General features: G+C 63.7%; 20 protein-coding genes and 1 tRNA gene. 10 read left to right on the top strand and 11 right to left on the bottom strand.

Annotated features, from left to right (window positions below; all coding sequences use genetic code 11):
- Nucleotides 1–8: 8 nt before the first annotated feature.
- From BJP08_RS10880 to nth, 3 genes are read right to left on the bottom strand one after another with little or no spacing between them, the layout of a single operon-like run.
- Nucleotides 9–1,190, bottom strand: a complete 1,182-nt coding sequence (locus BJP08_RS10880; protein ID WP_071569548.1) for a MarP family serine protease — start codon at nt 1,188–1,190, stop codon at nt 9–11.
- Nucleotides 1,190–1,744 (bottom strand): TlpA disulfide reductase family protein, encoded by a 555-nt coding sequence (locus BJP08_RS10885; RefSeq protein ID WP_255364823.1) that lies wholly within the window; start codon nt 1,742–1,744, stop codon nt 1,190–1,192. The genes BJP08_RS10880 and BJP08_RS10885 overlap by 1 nt, the downstream gene beginning before the upstream one ends.
- Nucleotides 1,741–2,514, bottom strand: coding sequence for an endonuclease III (gene nth / locus BJP08_RS10890; RefSeq protein WP_071569549.1), 774 nt, complete (start codon nt 2,512–2,514; stop codon nt 1,741–1,743). Before nth ends, BJP08_RS10885 begins: the two co-directional genes overlap by 4 nt.
- A gap of 223 nt (nt 2,515–2,737) precedes the next feature.
- Between nth and glxR the strand changes: the two genes are divergently transcribed.
- Nucleotides 2,738–3,421 (top strand): CRP-like cAMP-activated global transcriptional regulator GlxR, encoded by a 684-nt coding sequence (gene glxR, locus BJP08_RS10895; RefSeq protein WP_071569550.1) that lies wholly within the window; start codon nt 2,738–2,740, stop codon nt 3,419–3,421.
- Nucleotides 3,422–3,856: 435 nt separating this feature from the next.
- Here the strand turns inward: glxR and BJP08_RS10900 are convergent, their stop codons facing one another.
- The 4 genes from BJP08_RS10900 to BJP08_RS10915 all read right to left on the bottom strand — a co-directional run bounded on the left by BJP08_RS10900 (nt 3,857) and on the right by BJP08_RS10915 (nt 5,746).
- A complete protein-coding gene (locus BJP08_RS10900; protein ID WP_071569614.1) occupies nt 3,857–4,666 on the bottom strand; it encodes an MBL fold metallo-hydrolase in 810 nt (269 codons plus the stop codon).
- A gap of 78 nt (nt 4,667–4,744) precedes the next feature.
- Nucleotides 4,745–5,209, bottom strand: coding sequence for a RidA family protein (locus tag BJP08_RS10905; protein WP_071569551.1), 465 nt, complete (start codon nt 5,207–5,209; stop codon nt 4,745–4,747).
- 3 nt (nt 5,210–5,212) lie between these two features.
- Entirely contained in the window at nt 5,213–5,368 is a 156-nt protein-coding gene (locus tag BJP08_RS11525; RefSeq protein WP_071569552.1) for a DUF4177 domain-containing protein, read from the bottom strand.
- Between the two features lie 21 nt (nt 5,369–5,389).
- A complete protein-coding gene (locus BJP08_RS10915) occupies nt 5,390–5,746 on the bottom strand; it encodes a WhiB family transcriptional regulator (RefSeq protein WP_083428533.1) in 357 nt (118 codons plus the stop codon).
- A 155-nt stretch (nt 5,747–5,901) separates the two neighbouring features.
- Here BJP08_RS10915 and BJP08_RS10920 point away from each other — a divergent pair, with 155 nt between their 5' ends.
- Entirely contained in the window at nt 5,902–8,292 is a 2,391-nt protein-coding gene (locus BJP08_RS10920) for a transglycosylase domain-containing protein (RefSeq protein WP_071569553.1), read from the top strand.
- A 12-nt stretch (nt 8,293–8,304) separates the two neighbouring features.
- Here the strand turns inward: BJP08_RS10920 and BJP08_RS10925 are convergent, their stop codons facing one another.
- Nucleotides 8,305–8,754, bottom strand: a complete 450-nt coding sequence (locus BJP08_RS10925) for a GatB/YqeY domain-containing protein (RefSeq protein ID WP_071569554.1) — start codon at nt 8,752–8,754, stop codon at nt 8,305–8,307.
- A 35-nt stretch (nt 8,755–8,789) separates the two neighbouring features.
- Between BJP08_RS10925 and BJP08_RS10930 the strand changes: the two genes are divergently transcribed.
- Nucleotides 8,790–9,695, top strand: a complete 906-nt coding sequence (locus tag BJP08_RS10930) for a metallophosphoesterase (RefSeq protein WP_071569555.1) — start codon at nt 8,790–8,792, stop codon at nt 9,693–9,695.
- 50 nt (nt 9,696–9,745) lie between these two features.
- Nucleotides 9,746–9,822: transfer RNA gene (locus tag BJP08_RS10935), tRNA-Pro, on the top strand.
- A 246-nt stretch (nt 9,823–10,068) separates the two neighbouring features.
- Here the strand turns inward: BJP08_RS10935 and BJP08_RS10940 are convergent.
- Together BJP08_RS10940 and BJP08_RS10945 are read right to left on the bottom strand one after the other, a co-directional pair.
- Nucleotides 10,069–16,530, bottom strand: a complete 6,462-nt coding sequence (locus BJP08_RS10940) for a YPDG domain-containing protein (RefSeq protein ID WP_071569556.1) — start codon at nt 16,528–16,530, stop codon at nt 10,069–10,071.
- A 280-nt stretch (nt 16,531–16,810) separates the two neighbouring features.
- Nucleotides 16,811–18,220, bottom strand: coding sequence for a hypothetical protein (locus tag BJP08_RS10945; protein ID WP_071569557.1), 1,410 nt, complete (start codon nt 18,218–18,220; stop codon nt 16,811–16,813).
- Between the two features lie 137 nt (nt 18,221–18,357).
- Here BJP08_RS10945 and BJP08_RS10950 point away from each other — a divergent pair, with 137 nt between their 5' ends.
- Genes BJP08_RS10950 through BJP08_RS10975 form a run of 6 tightly spaced genes read left to right on the top strand, consistent with a single transcriptional unit; the run spans nt 18,358 to nt 24,281 of the window.
- Nucleotides 18,358–21,267 carry a DUF4040 family protein gene (locus tag BJP08_RS10950; RefSeq protein WP_071569558.1) on the top strand — a complete coding sequence of 970 codons (2,910 nt, stop codon included), beginning with the start codon at nt 18,358–18,360 and terminating at the stop codon, nt 21,265–21,267.
- A gap of 5 nt (nt 21,268–21,272) precedes the next feature.
- Nucleotides 21,273–21,701 carry a cation:proton antiporter subunit C gene (locus BJP08_RS10955; RefSeq protein ID WP_071569559.1) on the top strand — a complete coding sequence of 143 codons (429 nt, stop codon included), beginning with the start codon at nt 21,273–21,275 and terminating at the stop codon, nt 21,699–21,701.
- On the top strand, nt 21,698–23,227 hold the full coding sequence (locus tag BJP08_RS10960; protein WP_071569560.1) for a monovalent cation/H+ antiporter subunit D family protein: 1,530 nt from the start codon (nt 21,698–21,700) through the stop codon (nt 23,225–23,227). Before BJP08_RS10955 ends, BJP08_RS10960 begins: the two co-directional genes overlap by 4 nt.
- Before the next feature lie 2 nt (nt 23,228–23,229).
- Nucleotides 23,230–23,667 carry a monovalent cation/H+ antiporter subunit E gene (locus tag BJP08_RS10965; protein WP_083428534.1) on the top strand — a complete coding sequence of 146 codons (438 nt, stop codon included), beginning with the start codon at nt 23,230–23,232 and terminating at the stop codon, nt 23,665–23,667.
- Between the two features lie 3 nt (nt 23,668–23,670).
- On the top strand, nt 23,671–23,937 hold the full coding sequence (locus BJP08_RS10970; protein WP_070477293.1) for a cation:proton antiporter: 267 nt from the start codon (nt 23,671–23,673) through the stop codon (nt 23,935–23,937).
- Entirely contained in the window at nt 23,937–24,281 is a 345-nt protein-coding gene (locus BJP08_RS10975; RefSeq protein WP_071566435.1) for a Na+/H+ antiporter subunit G, read from the top strand. Before BJP08_RS10970 ends, BJP08_RS10975 begins: the two co-directional genes overlap by 1 nt.
- Before the next feature lie 216 nt (nt 24,282–24,497).
- On the opposite strand, the gene BJP08_RS10980 is transcribed toward BJP08_RS10975, so the two are convergent.
- On the bottom strand, nt 24,498–24,748 hold a 251-nt coding region (locus BJP08_RS10980), incomplete at its 5' end, for an IS3 family transposase (protein ID WP_143109966.1).

Here is a 24,748-nt window from a genome sequence, read left to right on the forward strand (position 1 = left end):
CTCAGAAGCTAGCGGCCGACGCAGGCCCCCGTGCCTACCTGCTCCCGCAGGTCTGCGATCTCGCCTGTGCGCTCCAGGATCTGCTGCGTCGTCAGCACGTAGCCGGTTTCCGTGGCGTCCACGGACGCCCCGAACACCATGCCCGCCACCGCGCCGGACGGGGTGAGCATCGGCCCACCGGAGTTGCCCTGGCGGATATTGCCGCGGATGGTGTACACCTGGCGCTGCACGTGCCGCTTCGCGTAAATGTCCGGGCCGGACAGGCTGACCTGGTTGCGCACCCGCACCGGCATCGCCTCGAACGGGCCGGACTCCGGGAACCCCATCACCAGGGCGCTGTCGCCGGTGCGCAGCGTCCCCTCCGCCCAGCGCAGCGGCGCGATCCCCAGCGCCTCCGCGTGCAGCACCGCAATGTCCGCCTCCGAGTCGTAGAAGACCACCTTGGCCTTCTTCACGCCAAGCACCGTGTCCAGGGACACCGTCTCCGTCCCCGCTACGACGTGGGCGTTGGTGAGCACGTAGCCGTCCTCGATCACGAAGCCGGAGCCCATCAGCCGCCTGCTGCAGGACTCCGCATCCCCCATCACGTGCACTACGGAGGCGCGCGCGGCGTCGACAAGCTCGGGGCGCGCAACCGACGGGTCGGGGGCGTCGACCTCCGTGTGCCCATCCGAAGCAAACGGCGAAATCAGCGGCGGCAGCCCCGAATCCGCCAGCACCGCCGCCACCTGCGACGGCAACTGCTTGCCCGCCGCAGGCATCGCGGCATCAATCTGCGTCAGCACCCGCGAGCTCTGCAACTGCTTCGCCCACGCCCCCGGCAACGACGCCGCCAACGGCATACACACGCACCACACCAACGCCACCGCCACGACACCCTGGAACAGGGCACCAAACAGCGAATCGAGACGCTGCGCCGCCTTCCGACGGAACCGGTCATGTACCCAATCACCCACCGTCGAGCCCGCGAAGGACCCCAAGCAGACCACCAGCACAACCACCACAATCAGCCCCGCCACGCGCACCCACTGGGCGTCCGCCCGCTCAAGAAGTGGCGGCAGCCCCACCACCGCGAGCGTCAGGCCAGCCACGATGCCCAGCGCCGACAGCACCGCCGAAAACGCGCCGCGCCGCCAACCACTGACACAGGCGGCGAGCACAATGATGAGGATGAAGGCGTCGATAAGCACTAGAGACCCACCGCCGCCTCAAGCTCCTCCAGGGAGCCGAACTCCTTCGGGAACAGCCCAACCTGGTGCCCATCGCGCAGCACCAACGTCAACGGCACCACCGCCGGCAACCCCAACGCGCCCGCAAACGCATTCTCACTATCCTGATAACTCGGCATATCGACGCCCACATCCCCCAACAACGCCGCCCCATTCGCCGCATTCCCATCCGCATGGACCCCCACCACACGCACGTCCGGGTGCGCCTCCGCCAACGTGTCAAACAGCGGCAACTCCGCGCGGCACGGTTCACACCACCACGCCCACACGTTCACCACCGTCAAGCCCGACTCCGACTCCTGCCCCGTCTCCCCACCCAAACACGGCAGCGCGACACCAGCCACAGTCGGCCCAGGGCAATCGGGGCGCTGAGCCACCTGCGCCGTCGGTGCGGGCTGGTCGCCCGGCTGCGCAGGTTGGTCAGGGCGCAACAACTGCCACGCACCCCCGACCACCAGCGCCGTCACCACCACAATCGCGGCAACACTCGCGCCCACCGACCTACTCGCACTCACAGCTGCTCCATCTCGCCCTTGACACGTTTCGCGGCCTCAGCCGGGTCCGTCGGACCCTCCAGACCAAAGCTGGGACAATCGTACGCGATAGGGCAGACACCACACGCAGGCGACTTCGCATGACACACCCGCCGACCCTCAAAAATGATCCGGTGGGAAAACATCGTCCACTCCGAAGGCTCAATCAACTCAGCCACAGCATGCTCGATCTTCACCGCATTTGAACCCAAGGAGGCGTCGATAAGCTTCAGCCTGTGCATCAAACGCTGAAAATGCGTATCGACGGTCAACCCCGGCCTCCCAAACGCATTCCCCCGCACAACGTGCGCCGTCTTGCGCCCCACCCCCGGCAAGCTCACCAAGTCCTCCAACGCGACCGGCACCTCACCACCAAAATCCGACACCAACTTCTGCCCCAACCCAATCAGGTTCGCAGCCTTCGCGCGGAAGAAGCCCGTCGGGCGAATAATCTCCTCAACCTCCGCTTGCGACGCCGCCGCATAATCCGCCGCCGTCGGATACGCCCGGAACAGCGCGGGGGTGACCTGATTCACCCGCACATCCGTCGTCTGCGCCGACAACACCGTCGCCACAAGCAACTCCAACGGGTTCGAAAAATCCAACTCCGCATGTGCATCCGGGAACGCTTTCGCCAGCGTACGGTTAATCCTCCGCGCCCGACGCTTCCGCGCCAACAGCGACTCCTCACCCTCCAACACCGGATGCTTACCAGGGACCCGCCGCCGCTGCGGCGTCAACGAACCAGACATGCTTTCTCACCTTAACGGGGTAAGCGATACGATGGACACATGGCAGTACTTTTAGTCGTCGCGATTCCCCTCATTCTCGGGCTGTTCACGATAGGAATGGAACACCTGGAGTCCGCAGTCGTCGACTAGTGGTACAGTTCACAGTGTGGTGTGACAAACGCACACTTCAAGAGCTAACGTGACAACCAACACGGGATGTCACACCAGTCCAAAAGGAGGATTCATGGAAGGCGCACAAGAAATTCTCGCCCGCGCGGGCATATTTCAAGGCGTGGATCCCGCGGCCGTCACAGCACTGATCCAAGACATGGAAACAGTCACCTTCAACCGCGGCACCACCATTTTCGACGAAGGTGAACCCGGCAACCGCCTCTACATCATCATCAGCGGCAAAGTGAAACTCGCCCGCCACGCCCCCGACGGACGCGAAAACCTCCTCTCCGTCATGGGCCCCTCCGACATGTTCGGCGAACTCTCCATCTTCGACCCAGGCCCACGCACCTCCTCCGCAGTGTGCGTCACCGAAGTCACCGCGGCCACCATGGACTCCACACTGCTGAAGAAGTGGATCGACAACCACCCAGAAATCTCCCAGCAGCTCCTGCGCGTCCTGGCCCGCCGCCTCCGCCGCACCAACGCCTCCCTCGCCGACCTCATCTTCACTGATGTGCCCGGCCGCGTCGCCAAGACGCTGCTCCAGCTGGCGAACCGATTCGGTTCCCAGGAAGGCGGCGTCCTCCGCGTCAACCACGACCTCACCCAAGAGGAAATCGCCCAGCTTGTCGGCGCGTCCCGCGAGACCGTCAACAAAGCCCTGGCAACCTTCGCCCACCGCGACTGGATCCGCCTCGAGGGCAAGTCCGTGGTCATCGTGAACACGGAGCACCTCGCCCGCCGCGCGCGGTAGGCTGCTTTTGCCTGTTATTTGTGAACCCCTGGGCCTTCCCCGGGGGTTTTCTTCTGCCCATTAGAGGATCCAGTGACAAAAGACGCACACTTTTTTGAATAGCCCTTTTTCTAACAGGCGGTTTGAATGTCTAGCCTCTTTTCGATTGCGTCTTTTGTCACTGCGCAAGCGGAGGCGCACCAAAATCCCGCGCCAGGTTTTCGCGACCTGGACTTTGATGCGGCACCACCCAGCCGCGGGGAACCATTTCAACCCCGCACCCGCCGCGCAAAGAGGTGAGGCCCGGCCACCAGCGGAAACGCCGACCCACCCACCCCGAAGCCGACCAGAACCCGCAAAAAGTTCCCCGCAGGCATGAAAAGGCAAAGCAAAAGCCCTAGTTGCCGGCATCCACAACTAAGGCAACTAGGGCTCTAGAACTCGAAACACCAGGAACTAGTGTTCCTTCAGGTAGCGCAGAGCGACGCGGGTGGACTGTTCGGCGGCGCCGCGGAGGACGGGGTCGACGTCGTCGTAGATGGCGTCGACGAGGGTGTTGATGTCTACGTCCTCGCCGTACTTCTTCAGGGCTTCGCGGATTTGGTCGAGGCGCTGTTCGCGACGGTCGATGTATTTGCGGGCGAAGGCGGAGAGGTCGGCGGCGTCGGGGCCGTGGCCGGGCAGCAGCGGGATGTTCTTGCCGCGGCGTTCCAGCATGGAGAGCGTCTCCAGGTATTGGGCCAGGTCGCCGTCGGTTTCGGAGATCATGGTGGTGTGGCGGCCGGCGATGGTGTCGCCGGTGATGATGCCTTCGAGTTGGTCGTCTTCGATGTCGTGGGTGTAGACGAAGAAGCAGGTGGAGTCGGCGGTGTGACCGGGGGTGGCTACGACCTGGATTTTGGGGGAGACGCCTTCGACGGAGATGATCTCGCCGTCGGTGAGCGGCTCGGCGCCGTGGGTGTAGCGGGCGTCGAGGGCCCTGATGGGGGCGCCGGTGAGTTGCGAGAAGCGGCGGGCGCCGTCGGCGTGGTCGTGGTGGCGGTGGGTGAGCAGGATGAGGGCGACCTTGTCTGCTTTTGCTTGCAGGACGTTGAGGTGGCCTTCGTCTTCTGGGCCCGGATCGACGACGATGCTGTATTCGTCTTCGGGGTCGCGCACGACCCAGGAGTTTGTGCCTTCGAGCGCCGCGTAGCTTGGATTGGGCGCTAGAACGACCGCGACGGATGCCGTTACAGGACGCAACTGACTATAAGCGGGATGCTGCATGTCACCCACCCTACCGCCTTGTGCCCGGTTTTTGCTGCGAAACAGTGCGATTCCCCCGCTTAGGGGCACCGCGCGGTATCAGTCGAGCTCGACGATGATCTCGACTTCGACTGGGCTGTCGAGGGGGAGGACGGCAACGCCGACGGCGGAGCGGGCGTGGGCGCCGGCGTCGCCGAAGATGTCGCCGATGACGTCGGAGGCGCCGTTGATCACGCCGGGTTGGCCGGTGAAGGTTGGGTCGGAGGCGACGAAGCCTACGACTTTCACGACGCGCTTGATGCGCTCGAGGCCCACCAAATTATCGACGGCAGCTAGCGCGTTGAGGGCGGCCTGCCGGGCGTAGCCGTAGGCGTCGTCGGCGGAAACGTCGGCGCCGACTTTGCCGGTGGCGGGGAGGGAGCCGTCGATAAATGGGAGCTGCCCGGACGTGTGCACGTGGTTGCCGGTCTGCACTGCGGGGACGTAGGCGGCAACGGGCGCGGCGACGGCGGGCAGGGTAATGCCGAGCTCGGCGAGGCGCGCGTCCCAATCTGTGTGTGCCATGGCCTACTCCTGCGGGCGCTTCATGTAGGCGACGACGCTGTCGGGCGTCGGGCCTGGGGTGACGGTGACCAGTTCCCAGCCGTCTTCACCCCAGGTGTCCAGGATTTGCTTCGTGGCGTGCGTGAGCAACGGAACCGTTGCGTATTCCCATTTCGTCATGGCCACTACCCTAGACGATATTTAGAGGCCGATAATCTCACGTCCTGCAACGAGGTGCTCGCCCCAGTCGTTGACCTGCGGGTTTTTGCGCAGGACGGCGCGGCGCTGGCGCTCAGTCAGGCCACCCCACACGCCGAACTCGACCCGGTTTTCCAGCGCCTCGGCGAGGCACTCGAGTTGGACGGGGCAGCGTCGACAAATTTCTGCGGCCTTGCGCTGTTCGGCACCTTGTACGAAGAGAGCGTCTGGGTCACCTGTGCGACAGATTGCACGAGTAATCCACTCCCCACGGTCAAACACAAGCTCCCCAGCGGAGTTCACGCGGCGCGGAATGGCGCGGGTGTCCTCGCAAGTCGCGGTTCCAAGAGTGGCAGTCATGAATCGGTCTCCTTTCAAGCGGAGGCAAAGTATAATACTTAGACCCATTAAGCGCTTGTAAGTGTATTCACAGGGTATGCACCTTGTAAAATGCGTCACACGAAAGATGGGGGCGTCCTATTCACTCTCCCCCGCGTTTCATTTAAGGTAACGGTGTGAGTGCACTTCGTTCCTTTGGAAACCTTTTGCTCGGCCTTTGCGCCGTTGCGCTGGCGATTGCCCTGTGTTTGGCGCCGGTCGCGGGCCTGACGGGCCTCGCTATTGCGCGCACCGCGAATACAATGCAGTCGAATTTGCTCGACCTGACGCACGGTGATGTCCCCGGCGTCACGACTGTCACGGACGTCAACGGCACCCCCATTGCGTGGTTATACAAACAGCGTAGATACGAAGTCCCGAGCGAAAAAATTTCAGCGCATGTAAAACATGCACTGGTTTCCACAGAGGATCGACGCTTTTATATGCATGACGGCGTTGATATGCAGGGCTTCGCGAGGGCCATGGTGACGAATGTGCTGGCGGGTGGTGTTGAGCAGGGGGCGTCGACAATTAATCAGCAGTACGTGAAGAACTACCTGTGGCTCGTCGAGGCCGGCAACGACGAGGAGGCGCAGGCCGCGACTGAGCAGTCGATCCCGAGGAAGCTGCGGGAGATGCGCATGGCCTCCGACCTGGACAAGACGCTGACGAAGGACGAGATCCTCACCCGCTATCTCAACCTTGTCTCCTTCGGGAACCACGCCTACGGCATCGAAGCCGCAGCGCGTATCTACTTCGACATCCCAGCGTCCGAGCTGAACCCGCCGCAGGCGGCGCTGCTGGTGGGCCTGCTGCAGTCGGTGGAGTACCTCAACCCATACACGAACCCGGAGGGCGCGACGCAGCGCCGCAACACCGTCCTGCAGAACATGGCGAACGAAGGCCACCTCACCCAGGAGGAGGCGGACCGCTACGCGGCGACCCCACTGGGCGTGGTGGACAAGCCGAAGGGCCTGCCGGACGGCTGCATCACCGCCGGCGACGCGGGCTTCATGTGTGACTACGCCCTGCAATACCTGGAGAGCAAGGGCCTGAGCCTCGACGAGATCGAGCGCGGTTCCTACACCATCACCACCACCCTGGACCCCGCGGTGCAGGCATCAACAGTGCAGGCGGTGCGTAACAACGTCAACCCCGCCACCCACGGCGTGGCCGAGGTCCTCAACGTGATCCGGCCCGGCGCGGACTCCCGCGACATCCTCGCGATGGCGTCCTCGCGCTACTACGGCCTTGAGCTGGAGAAGAACCAGACGATCTTGCCGCAGCCCACGTCGATGGTGGGCAACGGCGCAGGTTCCGTATTCAAGATTTTCACCGCCGCGGCTGCGCTCGAGCAGGGTTACGGGCTCGACTCGATGCTGAACACGCCGGTGCGCTCCGTGGTCTACGGCATGGGCAAGGGCGGCGCCGCAGGCTGCCCCGCAGGCGCCTATTGCGTGGAGAACGCCGGCGTCTACCCGCCACAAATGACCCTGCGCGACGCCCTGGCCCAGTCTCCGAACACGTCGTTCATCGAGCTCATCCAGAGCGTCGGCGTCACCCCGACAGTGGATATGGCGGTGCGCCTGGGCCTTCGCTCCTACACCGAGCCCAATACGTTTGGCGACGGCCGCTCCGTCGCCCAAGCGGCGAAGGAAGAAAACATGGGCTCCTTCGTCCTGGGCCCCACCGCGGTGAACCCGCTCGAGCTCTCCAACGTGGGCGCCACGCTGGCCGCGGGTGGCCGCTGGTGCGAGCCGAACCCAATCAAGAGCGTGGTGGATAAGCACGGGCAGGAAGTGTTCATCCAACGCCCGCCGTGCGAGCAAGTCCTCGACCCGGAGATCGCGGGCGCGCTCGCCCTCGGTATGTCACACGACTCTATCGACGGCACCGCCAAGGACGCAGCCGCCGCCGCCCGGTGGACCTCGCCCGTCGCAGCCAAGACCGGCACCACGGAGTCCCACCAGTCCTCCGCGTTCCTCGGGTTCACCCGCGGGATGGCCGGCGCGCCGTACATTTTCAACGACGGCACCCAAACCACCCCGCTGTGCACCGGCCCAGTGCGTCAGTGCTCCGTAGGCAACCTGTTCGGCGGCAACGAGGCCGCGCGCACCTGGTTCCAAGCCGCCCACGGCGTGCCCGGCGCCGCGGCCGCGGGCCTGCCGCCGACCAGTGCGACCTACACGCGCGGCACGAAGCAGTCGGCGCTCGACGCCGTCGTCGGCCTCCCGGCCGCCACCGCGAAGCAGCAGCTCCAGGCGCAAGGGTTCAACGTGACCACTCAAACCGTCTTCGGCAACGGGGCGCCCACCGGCAACGTCATCGCCGCGATCCCCGCCAACCCCGCACTCACGCAGGGCACCATGGTCACCCTCAACGTGTCCGACGGCAGCGCCGCCTCCCCCACCGCGTCACCGTCGGCGTCCACCCCGCCGACCAGCACGCAAGCCCCCGCCGTCGACTTCGACGGCATCCAGCAGTCACTCAACGACGCCCGCGATGCGCTCACGAGCGTCTTCCAATAAGGCTAACTAGCCCTAGCTCAGGCGGGCCTTGACCGCCGTGGAAAGCCGCTTGCCGTCAACACGGCCGGCGGCTTTCGCGTTCGCAGCCTTCATGACCTGACCCATCTGCGCCATCGACTCCGCACCGACCTCGGCGACGGCCTCCTCCACCAGGGCGTCGACTTCCTCGTCGGTGAGCTGGGCAGGCTGGTATGCCTCGAGGATTTCGGCTTCGCGGAGTTCGGCGTCGGCAAGCTCTTGGCGGCCGTTCGTGGCGTAAATCTCCGCGGACTCGCGGCGCTTCTTTACCTCGCGAGCAATAATCTTCAAGATCTCCGCATCATCCACCTCGTGCTTCGCACCCTCGGTCTCAGCGGTCTGGATCGCGGCAAGCAACATACGGATCGTGCCGGTGCGCTCCTTCTCCTTCGCCTTCATCGCGGTCTTCAGGTCTGCGCGCAGCTGTGCTTTCAATTCACTCATGTGGAAAAGCGTAGTCCATCTGTACGCTAGGACGCGTGAACACTTCCCTCAAACGCCTCACGCGCGCCGCCGGAGTTGCCGCCGGGGTCGCCGGAGCCACTGCCGCGTACGGCGTGAGCCAACTCAACAACTACCGACTGAAGGAATACACCCTCCCCCTCCTCCCACCCGGCACCCTCAGCGGGCGGGACACCTTCGACATCCTGCACGTCAGCGACCTCCACATGATCCCCGGCCAACACGCCAAAGTCGCCTGGGTCTCCAGCCTCGCCGAACTCCACCCCGACCTGGTGATCAACACCGGCGACAACCTCTCCGACCCCAAGGGTGTGCCCTGGGTCTTCCAGGCCCTCGGCCCGCTCCTGGACGTCCCGGGCGCGTTCGTCTTCGGCACCAACGACTACTGGGCACCCCGCCCCGTCAACCCCTTCAAGTACTTGCTTGGCACGAAGCGCGAGCCCTCCTACGTCGACCTCCCCTGGGAAGGCATGCGCGCCGCGTTCATCGAGCACGGCTGGCAGGACGCCACGCACCGCCGCCTCGAGTTCAAAATTAACGACGTCCGCCTCGCCATCACCGGCGTCGACGACCCACACCACAACCTTCACGACTACTCCGCAATCGCCGGCGCACCCCACCCCGACGCGGACCTGTCCATCGCACTGCTCCACGCCCCCTACCGGGAAGTCCTCGACGCCTTCGAACGCGACGGCTACCAGCTGGCCCTCTCCGGTCACACCCACGGCGGCCAAATCTGCCTCCCTGGCGAGCGCGCAATCGTCACCAACGCCGACATCGACCGCGAGCGCGCCTCCGGCCTGCACCGCTTCGGCCGCATGTGGATGGAAGTCTCCAACGGGCTGGGCACCTCCAAGTACGCCCCCGTACGCATCTTCTGCCCGCCATCCGCGGCGTTGCTCCACATCACGGAACGGCCCTGACCACTGCTTTTGTTTTTCGTGGGCGTAGGAGTAACATATCCTTGTGCCCACGGGATATGGCGCAGCTTGGTAGCGCGCTTCGTTCGGGACGAAGAGGTCGCAGGTTCAAATCCTGTTATCCCGACCAATGAAAACCCCGCCGCTTCTGCGGCGGGGTTTTGGCGTTGCTTTCCTTACCTGAAGGGGTGAGTGACAAAAGACGCAACCACGTTTGGACCAGACATACAAACCAGCTGGTCACAAAATGCCTAATTTTTGTTAGTTGCGTCCTTTGTCACTGGCTCACTTTTTACAGGCCAAAAGTTCACACGCGAAAACCCGCCCCCCACCGAAACGAGTCGGTGGTTGGGCGGGTTCACTGGCCTAGACGGCGCTACTTCTCCTTGTTCTCCTTGTTGGAGCTCCCCATGATGGCGTCATGGATGGCGCCCTTCTTGCTGGAGGCTGCGCTTGGCTCGCCTTCCTTGGAGGAACCGAAGATGGTCATGCCGTGGTCGAAGCCTTCGGGTTCGCACGCCTGCTTGATCAGGGAGATCGCGAGGGCGCCGGCGGCGATTGCGCCGAGTGCGATACCGATTGGGCGCAGCTGCTCGCCGATTGGGGCGAACTGCTTGTTGATGGCTGCGACCTGCGCATCAATTTCGCGTACCCAGTCTGGGCGTTCCCAGCCACGGCCGCCTTCGCCCCGGTCTGGGGTGTTGCGACGCATTGCTTCGTTGAACTGGGCGGTCAGGCCGTTCAACTGTGGCTGGAGGGCTTCCGCGATTGGTGCGCCGACTGCGGCTGCGAGGCCGATTGGCAGCAGCCACAGAATCGGGCTGTTGAGCGCGAACATGTTGGCCATGCAGCGCTTGAAGCCGTCGGCGGAGGAGCCTTCACCAGGCTTGCCAGGCTTGCCAGGCTTGTCCGTCGCGCTGCTGTCCTTGGCGATGATGCCCACTACCGTCTTCACCTCGTACTTCTTGCCGCTGGCGGTGGTGACGGTGACTGGGATGTCGACCTTTTCGCCTGGGGTGGCGTCGGCTGGTGGGGTGACCAGCAGGTTGCCTTCCTTGGAAATGGTCGCCTTCCAACCCTTCGGCAGCGCGCCTACTTCGTAGGTGTTGCCGTCGGTGTGCTTGCCGATGTTGACCGGCACGTCAGTGCCCGGGGTGGTGATGGCCGGCGGGTAGTACAGGCCAGGCACCTCAGGCGTCGAAGGCTCACCCGGCTCACCAGGCTGGCCTGGCTGATCCGGCTTGCCTGGCTTCAGCGGCTCGGATGGCTCGATTGGCTGGTTGCCGACGGTGAACACGGCGTAGGTGGTGTAGGTTTCGCCGTTCTTCGGGGTGACGGTGACGGGGACGCGGATCCAGTCGCCTGGCTTGGCGTCCTTCGGTGTCGTTGCGGAGACGACGCCGTTGTCGTCGACGGATACTTCCCAGCCGTCGACGTCGCCCGGTACGGAGAACTTGTCGCCCTCAGCCGCGTTTTCGGGCTGCTGGGTGTGGGTTTCTCCTGGCAGTGTCTTGAGCGCACCGTAGTTGGCCTTCGGGGCGTCGGACTTGTCCTTCACGGAGGCGAAGGCCGGGACGATGACGCTGCTGCCGTCGCCGTAGGTGACCTTGACTGGGATCAGGACGGAGTCGCCAGGTTTGGCGTTTGCTGGTGGCGTCGACAAGACGTTGCCGTGCTCGTCGATGGTGGCCTTCCAGCCTTCGATTTCTGGCTTCCAGTCGGGGTCGATTTCGACCTTGGCGTTTGCTGGGACCTTGGAACCTTCGTGCAGTGGCACTTCGTCGGTGGAGCCTGGCTCCTGGACGACCTTGCCGTAGGTTGGCACGACCTTGCCGACGCCGACCTCAATGATGCGGTTTTGCGGTGTCTTGGTGTCGGTGGTGTTTTCGACGGGGTCGCCTTGGACGGTGCCGTCGACAAGCTTCCAGACCTTTTCGGTGACCTTTTCGCCGTAGGTGCCTTCCTGCACGGTGCGTACTGCGCCGGCTGGCAGGGTGTCTACCTTGCGGATTTTAGTCTCGAATGGGACTGGGGTGTGGATGGTCTCGCGTAGCTCAGTCTGCTTGGTTTGCTTCTTGGTGCCAACCAGGATGATTTGGTCGACTGGCTCTTGGATTTCCGGCTTCTGTGGGACGCCGTCGATCACCTTGTGCGAGATCTTGCCTACCTTGCCTGGCTGCGCGATCTTGTGGGTGCCGGCGTCGAGAGTCGGGTCTTCCTTCACGATGACCTTGAACGGGGTTTCTTCCGTCCAGTGGATTTCAGGCGTGACGCCTGGCTTCTCCTTGGTGCCGACGCGAATGATGCGGTCCTGTGGTTCAGTGACGCGCGTCTTTTCGGTGTGGATGTCGGTGATTTGGGAGTTCTCGATGGTCCGGGTGGTGGTCACCTCGTCCTTGCCAGGTACGCCTGGGTGCTCGGGGTCGACTTTCTGCTCTCCGACTTCCAGCTCGGGGTCGAAGACGATCCGGGTTTCGAACGGCACCTCGACCTCGGTCTTGGCGACGTCCGTGTTCTTGGTCATTGCGCCAACACGGATTTTCTCGGTGACTGGCTCCTTGGTGCGCTTGGTATCAACAACTGGGTCGCCGGAAGGCTTGCCGTTCTCGATCTTCTGCGTGGAGGTTTCTACCTCTTCGCCGTACTCGCCCTGCTGGTCGACGACCTTTTCGCCCGGTTTCAGGGTCGGGTCGATGGTGACTTCGGTTTCGAATGGGACGCGCTTGGTGGTCTTGGTGACCAGCTCGGTTGCGTCCGCCGCCGGGCCGTATTCAACGATGCGGTCCTTCGGCTCCTTCGTGGTTTCTTCCTTCGTTTCGACGCCAGCTTTGCCACCGGTTGCGCTGAAGTCAGCGGTGAACGTCTTCTCGCCGTTCTCGCCTTCCTCGACAACCTTGATGGTGCCCGGCTCCAGCTCTTTGTTCGGGCGTTCGATGAAACCGTGCGGGATCGGCGCGGTCCAGGTGGTTGTCGTGCCAGCGGTGGCTGGCTTGGTGCCAACATGGATCTCTTCGGTGACCGGGTCCGTCTTGCGTACCCAGTTGCCGTCGCGGTCCATGACTTCAGTGCCCGGTACGCCCTTGGTGACGACCTTGTGCTCGCCGGCTGGGATGTTCGGGTCCTCTACGACCTTCACGTCGAACGGCAGCTCACGCTTCGGCTGACCAACGACCGTGATTGGCGCGCTGGTGGTGTCGACGGAGCCGTCAGCGTACGTGACCAGGACTGGGACGTTGATCAGGTCGCCTGGTTCGGCGTCGGCTGGCGGGGTGGCCAGGATGTTGCCGTCCTTGTCCAGGCTGGCGTCCCACAACTTGCCCTTTTCGCTCAGGACCTTGTAGATCGGGTTGCCGAACTCGTTGTTCTCGCCCGTCGGGGTGATCTTGCCTTCTGCTGGCTGGATCAGGTACGGGTTCTCCTTGGCAACCTCAAGCCCCGCTGGCTTCTCGATGCTCAGCGGCGACACCGTCTGCTCACCCGGGTAGGTGGTCTTCGGCGGGTAGGCAGGCTCGGCCTGGTAGTTGTTGGTCAGGTTCACGATTGTGGTGACCGGGACTTCCTCCGTGGAGCCGTCCGGGTATTTGACCGTGACGTTCTTGGTCTGCTTGTCGCCCGGCTTCGCGTCTGCCGGCGGTGTAACAGTGACCTCGCCCGTGTCCGGGTTGATCTCGTACTTCCAGTCGCCCTCCTTCGGGGCCTCCAGCTTGTACGTGGTACCTTCCGGCAGGTCCTTCGGCGAGATCAGACGGCTGACGTACTTGTTCGGGGCCGTCGACTCGACGGAGTAGCCCGGCTCATAAATGTCCTTGTCTTCCTGCCGCACCACGAACGGCGCGTTGACTACGTCCTTGGAGCCATCCTCGTATTTGACAGTGACAGGAACGTCGATGTGGTCGCCTGGCTTCGCCGTCTTCGGTGGCGTGGCGGTGACCTGACCGTTTTTGTCTACGCTGACGGTCCAGCCGTCAACCTTATCAGGCACGCTGTACGGCGTTTTTTCGTCCAGGTCCTTGTCTGGGACCTTGGTGTCCTTGGTGATGTCGGATGTCTTTGCGACGCCCGGCTTCGTCTCCTGCTGTGCATAGCGCGGCTCGTAGACGTTGGCTTGGTCGCCGACCACCACGACGGTGGCGATGGTGGTGTCTGACGATCCGTCCTTGTACGTGACACGCACAGGGATGTCGGCGGAGCTGCCAGGCACGGCGTTCTCGCTGATCGGGGTGGTGATCGTGCCCGTCTTCGGGTCGATCTTGACCTGGTCCCATGTCAGGTTGCGCGGTGGCGCGATGTAGTTCGGGTCCTTCGGGTCCGTGATGAGGGAGAACTTTGGTTCCGACTCCTTGCGGATGTCCTTATCATCGACGGGACTGGTGACCTTGTCGCCCGGCTTCCCAGTCTTGGTTGGGTACTTCGGGTTGTTCATGTCCTTGTCCTCACCCACGACGGTGACGGTGACAGGGACGTCGGCTTCGGAGCCGTCAGGGTAGTTGACGTGGATGCTGATGGTTTCCTCGTCCCCTGGCTTCGCGTCCTTGGGTGGGGTCGCGGTCACGGTGCCGTCATCGGCGACGTCGAACGTCCACCCCTCCGGCAGGCTCTTCGGCAGCTCGTACTTCGCCAGCTTCGGGTCCGACAGCTGCGTATTGATGTTGGAGGACACCTTCATCCCCGCCTTGGTGACCTTCGGCGGGTAGTTCGCAATATCGGAACCTGTACCGTCGCCAATCACGTTGATGGTGCCGGTGACTTCCTGCGGCACCGAGCCGCTTGCGTAGTACGTCTTCACCGGCACCGTGATGTAGGCGCCCGGCAGCGCGTTCTCCGGGATGGTGCTGGTGAGCTCACCTGTCTTCTCGTCGACGGTGATAGTCCAGTCGCCGACCTTGTACTCCAGGGAACCGTCAGGGAAGGTGTAGCGGTTCGGCTGCTCGTCGGTTTCCTTGCCACCCAGACCCTTCGATGGGACCGTCGGCTTCAGGGTGACCGTGTCCTTTGCCTTACCCGAGGTTGCGCCGTATTCCGGCACCTTCACGTTCGACACAACCTGGAACGAGACCGGTGCCTCATCGGTGGTGCCGTCCGGGTAGGTTGCCTTCACTTTCGGCGTGATCGTGGTGAAGTTCGGGGCGTCCTTCTTGGACTTTGCGGTGACGTTGCCGTCTTTATCGACCGTGACTTCTTCCCAGTGGTCCTTGTCGTAGGAGCCTTCGACGATTTCGTACTTAGCAGGCTTGATGACGTCCCCCTTGCCCAGTACTCGCGTCAGCGTCGCTTCAGCGGTCAGGGGCGTGCCCTGAGCGCCCTGCTTAGTCTCTTTGGGGTACTTGAGCTCGGTCTGCTGCGTGTGGTTCGGGGCCACTACCACGAGCAGCGGGATGACGTCCTTGGAGCCGTTGGAGTAGCGCACGTTGACAACGGGCTGGGCAAACGTGCCGGGGACCGGCTTGTCGAAGCCCGCTGGCGCCGTGACGATCACGCGGTAGTCGTCCTTTTCAGGGTCAGCGAACTCGGCGGTCCAGCCTTCGTAGACGAGGCGGTCGTCGAGGGTGATCTTGGCGTCGTACTTCTTCTTCAGGTCCGCAAGCGTATCGCGGTTCTTGTCCGCGACGGGCTCGAAGGTGATCTTCTGCGTCTGATCGCTTGGCTGGCCATCCACGATGCCGGAGGTGATGGTCACCTGGTTCTTCTTGTATTGCGGGTCGTGATACAGGGTGTCGTCGACGCTGATAGCGTGCGAGCTAATCTCGTTCGCGGTGTTGTAGCGTGGCAGCGCGATGGAGCTATCGGTAGCCTCACCTGGGATCGGTTGATCTCCTGTATCCTTAGCGTTTTTCGCCAGCTCGTCAAGCTGCTGAACTTCTCGTGGCAGCGCGACGGCGGTAAACCGAAGCCCTTGCAGGCTGTCCAGCACCGCATCGTCGACGAATGTCGGCCAGGTAAGGAAGAAGTCGGAACCCTCGCGCGTGATGGTGACGTTTTCAAGCATCTGACCGCTACCGTCCGCCACCTTGATGCGCAGTCGAGCCAGGTCGCTTTCAGGAACTTCGCCGATGGCGTTCGCAATCTTCACCTTCTCGCCAGGCTTGACCACTGCCTTGGACACGTCCGCCCAGTCAAGCTGCAACGGCACGCAGTTATCGGTCTCGCTGGGCCACGGGTTGACGTTCGCGGTGATGAAGAAGTTATCACCGAAGAACTTGACTCCAGGGTTGTCTTGCGTGTAATTACCCTTCCACGCAAGGGTCAGTCCCTTATCGCCAACGGCTTGCTGCTGAAACTGCTCGCTGAAGGTGAAGTCGCCATTCAGATTTCGTTGTGTTCTGCTAGCTTCGATTTCGGCGGGGTCAGCTGTGCCGTTGACCGTAAATGAGTTGTCCGGGGTTAGCTTCTCGCCCTCTGGGACGGCGTCCAATTCACCGGCCGCTACAGGGACTCTCCCACCGTCGGTAAAGACGGCCCCCGTGAACGTGCGCTGCTTCGAGGTGTCAAAGTGCATCTGGAGGCCAAATCCAGTTTTGTCTGGAGATGCGCTACTGGGGTTGTGCGTCTGGAACGTGAGTCCGGCGTGATTGGCATATTTGCCTGCCTCATCGCGTTCGTCGGCCTTTCCTAGATCGAGTGTACACGTCTTGTCAATAAGTCCACTTGGTGCTTGCTGGTCCCCCAGCGAAACCATGTCACCCGTGTAGGTAAGGTTTTCGTCTCCTGCTTCCTGTGCCCCGGCGTGCGGGGACGGGGCGATGACCGCAGCGCCGCCCAGGGCAAGAGCGATCGTCGATGCGAGAGTGATGCCTGCGCGGCCGGATTTACGGCCGCCGCGGCTGGTCGTGAGATTCATGGAAAGCTCCAATCAATAAATGCGCGCCAGTTTATTTCGCACATACATTGCAAATACAGGAATAGTGTAACCAAACCCCAGCTTCGGTAAAACACTTAAATTTACATAAGTGAAGGCCCCGCCGACCGAAGCCGACGGGGCCTTCCCCATCCCTAACCCCTTTCTTGCCCACTATGGGGCGAAAGGAGACCACTCAATCCAAGCCCCTATTACTTGAAATGAGCAGCGCCAGATTATCACAAACCCATCCGAAAGTAGGAACCGTGTCCGTGCGCTTGGGTTATTCCTCCTCGTGAACGGCAACACGGCTTCGCTGCGGCACACCGCCCAGCAGCCCGACCGCCGCGACGAGCGCACTCATCCCGACGCCGATCCACAGTGCCTGCACAGAGCCATTATTGCCCGCGCTCGAGAGCGACGCGGCCAGCCAGTGCATCGGCATCGCCGCCGAAATCGCCTCCAGGGCGCCACTCACAGGGGCGGCCGCAGCGGCTTTCCAGACCCACCCGACTACCCCCATCTGAGAAATTGCCAGGATTGTGGCAACCAGGGTCCCCCATCCGCGCCCGAAGATCGCCGCGAGCGCTGTCGTCACTCCGGCGGATGCGGCCGCGCCGCACAGCAGCGCAAGCGCAGCGATCCCCAGGGCCGTGGGGCTTAGGTTCCGGCCGAGGATGAACACCAGCACCCAGCCAGCAACCGCCAGGAGTACGACGCCCAGCGCCAGCGCCAACCAGTGCCTCGTGCGGGACAGCCACGCCGCCGCGGCGACGCCGACGCCACCAAGCCCCACGAGTGCTGCAACCAGCATCGCTGCGACCGGGGCCAGCGAGGACTCCTGCGGCTCCTGCGCTGCCCCCTCCGCGCCTGCCTGTGCCGCGGCGGGTGCCGGGAGCGCGCCGCGTACCGCGCGGATCTGGTCGGCAGTCAGGTTCGCCATGTGGTCAATTTTTGCGACGCCCTCATCAAGCTGAGCGATACCGCCGACCGCGCCCTGCGCCTCGTTATTGAGCTGGGTCAGGCCGTTCGCCAGCTGCTGGGCCCCGTTCGTCGCGGTGTACACGCCGTCGTGGTAGGCGTAGCCCGGCACCGCCAACTGGTTGGCCACCTCGCGGGAGCCGTCACGCAGCTTGTTCATCTGCGAGACAACCTCCGGCGGCAGCTGCGCGTTTTCCGCTTGCACCTTTACTTGTTGGAGCTGCTCACGCGCGGCGATGACGTCCGGGTCCTTGGAGGCTTTCGTCGATACGAGGGCGCGGTCGATGGCAGCGGTGACCTGGCCACGCACCGCATCGAAAGCCGTGGCCTGCTCAACAACCTGGCCGATCGCGTCCGCGACCTCCGTCGCGCCGCCCCCGAGCTGCCCCGTGGCCGCCTGCAGCTGCACCATCCCGGCCGACAACTCCTGGGCACCAGCCTGCGCCTGCGAGATCGCGGCGACGAGTTCGTCGGCGCCGCCGGTGAGCTGGGAGGTGCCGTCGACAAGCTCTTTGGTGCCCTGTGTGAGGAAGCTGGCCTGCGTGTTGGCCTCCCCCGCGGCGCGGCGCGCCTCATTCGGGTTGCCCTGATCCGACGGCAGCTGCGGCGCGGCGGCGTCGCCCTGCGTGGACATCCAGGTACTCACCGGGCTCAACGGCAAAAACGCCGCCACAATACACACCAACAACACACACAACACGCGCCACTTCATGTTGCACAATGTAACCCCTGCAACTGCATGAAGGCTGGAGGGCACACCGCACGCTGGCAAAGTTGTTGTGGCCTTGTCCAAGCTTGTTGCTACCCTTTAAAGCAACTGACAGTTTTCAATCTTGGAGAGGGTTCACCATGGCACTACCTCTCGTGCTCGCATTCGTGGCCGCGACGGTACCACTATCGCCGCTGCTCGTGCGAGTTTTCGACAGGAAAGCAGGCTGGCCGCTAGCGCTCCTGCTGTTCGCCGCAGCGATCACGCTGGGCCGCGAATTTCCCAGCATTTCCCAAGGGAACGTAGAAACATGGTCCGTCACCTGGGCCAATGACATCCTCGGGCCCGGCACCGAAATCGCGTTCTCACTACGCGCGGACGGACTGAGTATCTTCTTCGCGCTACTGGCGCTCGTCATTGGCGGGATTGTCCTTATATATTCGGCCGCATACCTGCCGAAGCGCGAGGGCAACACCAGCTTCTACACCATCATGACGGCGTTTACCCTCTCGGTGCTGCTGCTCGTGCTTGCGGACGACACCGTACTCCTCTTCATCGGCTGGGAACTCGTCTCAATCGCGTCCTTCCTGCTCATCGCGCGCTCCGGCTCCGGCGGCGAGGCCGGGTCCTACCGCACGCTCATCCTGACCTTCTTCGGCGGGCTGACGCTCCTGGCGGGCCTCGCGGTCGTCTCCGTCGCGGCGGGAACCACGCAGCTCAGCGCGGTGCTCGCGTCGCCGGTGTGGGCGCAATCGCCAGGGCTGACCACCACGGTGGCGCTGCTCATCGGCTTCTCCGCGTTTACGAAGGCCGCGCAGTTCCCCTTCCACTTCTGGCTGCCCGAAGCCATGGCGGCAGCCACACCAGTCTCCGCGTTCCTGCACGCGGCGGCAGTGGTCAAGGCGGGCGTCTACCTCCTGCTGCGCTTCTCCACCATCTTCCATGACGTCACCGCGTGGAACACGCTGCTGCTCGTCACCGGCCTGTTCACTGCGCTGATGTCGGCCGCCTTCGCCATCACGAAGACGGACCTGAAGCACCTGACGGCCTACTCCACGGTCTCCCACCTGGGCTGGATCGTCGCGGCAATCGGTATCGGCACCCCGGCGGCACTCGCCGCCGCGATGGTGCACACGCTGGCCCACGCGCTGTTCAAGTCCTCCTTGTTCATGCTCATCGGCGTCGTCGACCACCAGGCAGGCTCGCGCGATATTCGCCGCCTCGGCCAGCTGTACAAGCAGCTGCCGTTCACCTTCGCCTCCACCTGCGTGGCCGCGGCCTCCATGGCCGCCATCCCGCCGCTGTTCGGCTTCATTTCGAAGGAATCCATCCTCACGGCGTTCGACGCCACCCGCTTCGGCCCGCTCCTGCTCGCCGTCGCCGGCCTCGCCGCCCTGCTGACCTTCATCTACTCGGCAAAGATCGTCTTCGGCGCGTTTATCGACGGCACCAAGCCCATGCCGCACGTCACCGAAGCGCCCGTCGCGCTCTGGCTGCCAGCCGCGCTGCCCGGCCTGACCTCCCTGCTCCTGCCGTTCATGCTCGGCTGGGTGGACAGCCCAATCAACGCAGGCGTACGCACCATCACGGGCGACACCGAGTTCCACTCACACCTGGCGCTGTGGCACGGCCTGAACGCGCCGTTCATCGTCTCGCTGGCGGTACTGGTGCTGGGCATCTGCTTCATCCTCTTCGTGCGCAAGCCGTTCTTCGCGGCCGTCGAGAACAAGCAGCTGCTGCCAACCAGCGGCAACGACCTGCTCAACGGCATGGTCCGCGGGCTTTCCACGGTCGGGCGCTGGCTCGGCGCGATGGCGGACACCTTCAACCCGTCGCGCCACCTGCTGCCGACCGTGCTGTGCATCCTCGTCCTCGGCGTGAGCACCACGGTCTTCACCGAGGGTGTCGACGGCATGCCACTCGCACCGCGCGCCGAAGGCATCGACGTGTGGTGGGACCTCATCCCATTCGCCATCATCACCCTGTCCGTCATCGGCCTGGTACGCACCCGCTCCCGCCTCGCCGCGGCGGTACTGCTGGGCACCACCGGCGTGGGCATGACGCTGCAGATGCTCATGCTCGGCGCACCCGACGTGGCGCTCACCCAGTTCCTCGTCGAGTCGCTGACCGTCGTGATCATCATGGTGGTGCTGCGCTACCAGCCACGCACCTTCCCCAAGACCCCGACCTCACGCAAGGTCTTCGCGGCCGTCGTCGCTGCCATCGCCGGCGTGGTCGCCTTCCTCGGCGTCTACGCCCTGCTGGGCCGCCACGACCGCTCCGACCTCGCCCTGTGGTACCTCACCGAGGGCGGCAAGATGACCAGCGCCGACAACATCGTCGCCGTCATCATCGTTGAGTTCCGTGGCTTCGATACCCTCGGCGAGCTCTCCGTGCTCGGCATGGCGGCAGTGGTCATCGCGGCCGTCGTCCAGTCCATGCCACGCCACATGTTCGAGGCCGGCACCCGCCCACGCCCGTTCGGCCAGTCGCAGCTCAACTCGCTGCCACTGCGCAAGGCGTCCGCGCTCGTCGTACCGATCCTGGCGCTGCTGTCCGTCCTCATCTTCTTCCGCGGCCACACCGCGCCCGGCGGCGGCTTCGTCGCAGCGCTCGTGCTGGCCACCGCGTTCGGCCTCAACTACCTGTCCCGTGGCGCGGATGCGTACGTCGTCAAGCAACTCACCCCGATCAGGCTGACGGGCTGGGGCATCATCATCGCAATCAGCTCCGGCTTCCTCGGGTTCCTCGAAGGCGGATTCATGTACGCCATCCACGGCACCATCGCCGGGGAGCACATGACGACGTCCCTCATCTTCGACTTCGGCATCTACCTCGCCGTGCTCGGCATGGTTACGCAGGCGCTCAACGCGCTCGGCGGCTACCTACGCCCCGGCACCGAAATTTCCGACCTCACCTACACCCGCGGCGGCGAAAACCCACTGCCGGATGTACCAGAGCCGGAAGCACCCGCCGAGCCTGTCGACGCCCACCCAGCCCCACTCAACCCCGCGGAAAACCCGCGCCCAGTTACCACGAAGGAGCTGTAAACCACATGGTCATGGCACTTACCATCGCGGTCCTGGTTGCAGGGTCCGTCTACATGATCCTCCAGCGCGGCATGGTCCGCATCATTTTCGGCATGTCCCTGTTCGGACACGCCTCCAACCTGACGCTGCTGGCCACCGGCATCGGCGCCTGGCGCGGCGAGGCATTCCCCTCCCGCACCGCCTTCGCCGACCTGTCCGACCCGCTGCCGCAAGCCTTCGTGCTCACCGCTATCGTTATCGCGATGGCGACGACCACGATCCTGCTCATGCTGGCGTCCCTCGGCAAGGATGACGACACCATGGACAACCCAACCGGCGTCGCAGGCACCTACGACCTCATGCGCCTGAGCCCGTCCGCACTGTCCACCGCAGGCCGCACCGCGCGCCTCAACCCGAACAAGATGAACAACACGGAAGGAGCACCACGCGCATGAGTGCGGACGCAATCCTCCCAGTCTTCGTCGCCCTGCCCCTCATCATGGCGGCAGTGACGACGCTCAGTCCCTGGAAACGCTGCAACGACGCCCTGGGCCTCATCATCCCCGCCATCAACCTTGGCCTGGCCATCTGGTTGTACGGCTACACCGCAGAACACGGCACGATTGCCCACGTCATCGGCCTGTACCAGGGTGGCGTCGGCATCTCCTTCGCTGCCGACCAGTTCTCCGCCATCATGCTGATCACCACGATGATCGTGGCGCTGACCTCCAACTGGTTCGCCAGCGTCGCCGGTGAAACCCAGGCGCGCTACTTCACGCCACTGACCCTGGTGCTCATCACTGGTGTCTCCGGCGCGCTGCTCACCGCGGACCTGTTCAACTTCTTCGTCATGATCGAGGTCATGCTGCTGCCGTCCTACGGCCTCATCGCCATGACCGGTACCCGCAACCGCCTCCTGTCCGCCCGCACGTTCGTGCTGGTGAACCTTGCGGCATCCACGCTGCTCGTGATGGGCGTGGGCTACATCTACGGTGTAGCCGGCGCGGTGAACATCGCCGCCCTGCGCGGCGCCACGGCCGGCAACGGCCCGATCACCGTGGCCACCGGCCTGGTCATCATCGCCATCGCCGCCAAAGCCGGCGTCTTCCCGGTCCACACCTGGCTGCCACGCACCTACCCCTCCACCAGCGCCGCCGTCATGGGCCTATTCTCAGGCCTGCACACGAAGGTGGCCGTCTACATGCTCTTCCGCATCTGGGTAGTCATCTTCGACATGGACGCCCGCTGGAACACGCTCATCATCGTCATCATGGTGATCTCCATGCTCATCGGCGGCTTCGCCGGCCTTGCCGAGCACACCATGCGCCGCGTCCTCGCCTACCAGATGGTCAACGGCATGCCGTTCATCCTCATCATGCTGGCCTTCACCAACGACGACGCCCGCTACGCGCTCGCCGCCGGCCTCATGTACACGCTGCACCACATGATCACCATCGCGGCCCTCGTCCTCAACGTCGGTGCCATCGAAGAAACCTACGGCACCGGCACCATCTCGAAACTGTCTGGCCTCGCACGCCGCGACCCGCTGACCTCCGCGGTCTTTGTCGCCGGCGCGTTCTCCATCGTCGGCTTCCCGCCGTTCTCCGGCCTCTTCGGCAAGGTCACCATCGTGCTCGCAGCCGCCACGGCCGGCGACTGGCGCTCCTGGGTGGCAATCACCACCATCATCGTCGCGTCCTTCGGTGCGCTGCTTTCCATGATGCGCGTCTGGAAACGCGTCTTCTGGGGCCGCCCAATGCAGCACTACCCGAAGGCCCTCAACGTCCGCGCGAAGCTGCTCGCACCGTCCGCGCTGCTCATGCTCATGTCGCTTGGCATGTTCATCGGCGCCGGCCCGCTCTGGGCAGCCAGCACCGCGGCCGTCGACAGCCTTCTCGACGTCAACTCCTACACCACCGCCGTCCTCGGCGACGACGCCATCGGCCTCCCCGATGTGGACACCCTCCAAGGAGGTAACTAACCATGCTGCAACGCTTCGCACACGGCGTGGGCTACACCGCCTGGCTCATCAAAGAAATCTTCGCCTCCGGCTTCAGCGCAGCCGCCGCCGCGTTCAAACCCAACACCGGGCTGGACCCGATCATCATCTACTACCCACTGCGCCTGACCACCGACTGGCAAATCTTCTGGTACTCCACCTCTATCACCGTCACCCCGGGCACGCTGTCCCTCGGACTGCGCTACCCCGCCCAGGAAGACGGCCCCATCGTGCTGCTGGTCCAGGCCGCATTCGGCAGCGATCCTTTAGATCAGATCGCCGGCCTCATCGACATGGAAGAGCGCATCAACCCGGCCATCAAAGCCACCCCGCTGGACCCCGCATCCATCGGGTGGGACCACTACGTGGACCTCGGCGACCCCGACGACCACACCCTGCCACCAGCGGAAAGGATGGACTAGAACATGTTTGAAACAATCCTCATGGGCTGCGTCATCGTCATGGCACTCAGCCTGCTCGTCGGCCTCGCCGGCCTCATCCTGGTGAAAGACGAACTCTCCCGCGCCGTCATGGCCGACCTCATCTTCTACGCCATGGTCACCATCTTCCTCGTCTGGTCCATCTGGACCCCGACCATGATCGGCTACGAAATCGCCATCCTCGCAGGCCTCGTCTGTGGCGTCATCCCAACGATCTCCATGGCCCGCATCATCACGAGAGGACGCCGCTAATGACCATCATCGAAATCATCGTCGCAGCGCTCGTCATCGTGGCCACCCTGCTCGTGGTCGCCACCGCGCTCCTGCAGCTGCGCGCCCCCGACGCCCTGACCCGCGCGAACCTGCTCGGCCCAACCGTCTGCCTCGCCTTCCCGCTCCTGGTCGTTGCCAAACTGATCTGGTCCTGGTCGACCACCGGCTTCGACCTCAACGACTTCCTCCGCGCCATCATCGCCATCGCCGGCGTATGGATCGTCGGCTCCGTCGGCTCCTTCATCATGGGGCGCACCCTCTACGGCGTGACCGTCTCTGACAAGCGCGACCGGCACCCGAACCGGCCGAACCACCGGATCTAGTTCCGGTTTTTGGGGAATTCGGTTCTGGGGTTTGCGGCGTTTCCTCGGGTCACCGGCCCGGTCGGCTGAAGAAGTTCCCGAGCCGGGGAACCATTTTGGGGTTCGGGGCCTTCTCGGGCCGCCCAGTGCGGCGTTTCCCCAGGTCACCGACCACCCCACCCCCGACCGGCCGAAGAAGTTCTGAACTTGCCCCCGAAAGTTAGACTAGGGGTAATCCTACCCGGCTAACGCCTTAAAGGCCTTATCCCGGTATTTCATCGGGGTGCAACCATCAAGTCCCAGCTGGAGTCTTTCCGCGTTATACCAGTCGATGTACGCGTCTACCGCAGCGGTGAATTCTTTGACAGACCCGAACTTCTCGCCGTGATACATCTCGGCTTTCAAATGGCCAAAGAAGTTTTCCATCACGGCATTGTCATAACAATTACCTCTCCTGGACATTGATTGGATACCACCATTGTTGTCGA

It is taken from the genome of Corynebacterium sp. NML140438 (genome assembly GCF_001875725.1).
GTDB lineage: Bacteria > Actinomycetota > Actinomycetes > Mycobacteriales > Mycobacteriaceae > Corynebacterium.